Origin of the sequence: Rhodococcus sp. IEGM 1302 (genome assembly GCF_030056935.1) — a bacterium.
Taxonomy (GTDB): Bacteria; Actinomycetota; Actinomycetes; order Mycobacteriales; family Mycobacteriaceae; genus Rhodococcus_F; species Rhodococcus_F qingshengii.
Genome location: NZ_JASHKY010000066.1, coordinates 1 through 974 on the forward strand (window position 1 = coordinate 1; position 974 = coordinate 974).

General features: G+C 61.0%; 2 protein-coding genes and 1 tRNA gene. 2 read left to right on the forward strand and 1 reads right to left on the reverse strand.

Features of this window, described 5'->3' with window-relative positions:
* Together QM609_RS29135 and QM609_RS29140 are read left to right on the forward strand one after the other, a co-directional pair.
* Positions 1-348, forward strand: a 348-nt coding sequence (locus QM609_RS29135) for a hypothetical protein (protein WP_283337660.1), incomplete at its 5' end; no start/stop codon positions are given.
* A 2-nt stretch (positions 349-350) separates the two neighbouring features.
* Positions 351-605: a hypothetical protein gene (locus QM609_RS29140; protein ID WP_158656603.1), complete on the forward strand. Its 255-nt coding sequence runs from the start codon at positions 351-353 to the stop codon at positions 603-605.
* 292 nt (positions 606-897) lie between these two features.
* Here the strand turns inward: QM609_RS29140 and QM609_RS29145 are convergent.
* Positions 898-973, reverse strand: a tRNA-Ala gene (locus tag QM609_RS29145).
* Between the last annotated feature and the right edge of the window lies 1 nt (position 974).

A 974-nucleotide genomic window follows, 5' to 3' on the forward strand; every position in this document is an offset into this window, starting at 1 on the left:
GGCTCAGTCGTCGTGGTCGGCTCAGTCGTGGTCGTCGGCTCAGTCGTCGTGGTCGGCTCAGTCGTCGTCGGCTCAGTCGTCGTGGTCGGCTCAGTCGTCGTGGTCGGCTCAGTCGTGGTCGTCGGCTCAGTCGTCGTGGTCGTCGGCTCAGTCGTGGTCGTCGGCTCAGTCGTCGTCGGCTCAGTCGTGGTCGTCGGCTCAGTCGTGGTCGTCGGCTCAGTCGTGGTCGTCGGCTCAGTCGTCGTCGGCTCAGTCGTCGTCGGCTCAGTCGTCGTGGTCGGCTCAGTCGTCTTGGTCGGCTCAGTCGTCGTGGTCGGTGTCGGAATTACGGTCGTGCCGCAGTTGTGACGGTGACAATGCCAGCCATAGTTGCCGTTGCCGTTGTTGCCGCCACCGTTGCCGTTGTTGCCGCCACCGTTGCCGTTGTGACCGCCACCGTTGCCGTTGTTATTGCCGCCGTTGTTGCCGTAATTGCCGTTTCCATTGCCGTTGTTGCCACCACCGCTGTTGCCGCCAGGTTGGGCGGCGACGATGGCGGGGAAGACCGATACGGCAAGGACGCCGATACCCATCAGGCACATCACAGCAACAAGCATGATCGCTAGCCGTCGTGGCTGGCTCATCGACATTCCTCCCCGACACATACGTCCGACCTGCGGAAAACTGCGGCAGACTCACCGTGCCTATCGCACCGGACACACCCTCGTTACATTTCCGGCAAACATGTATCCGCCCAAGGATCATCCCTCACTTGGAAGCTCAACGGTCCGGATCAGCGGTCGCAATCGTATGAAACGGCGCACACTCAGATCGAATCTTCGCAATTCGGGCAGGCCCTGAAAATGCAGGAAAGGGTCGTTCAACTTTCGTTGAAAGACCCTTTTCGCTGGTACTTCTTGGTGGAGCTGAGGGGAATCGAACCCCTGACCTCTTCGATGCGAACGAAGCGCGCTACCAACTGCGCCACAGCCCCG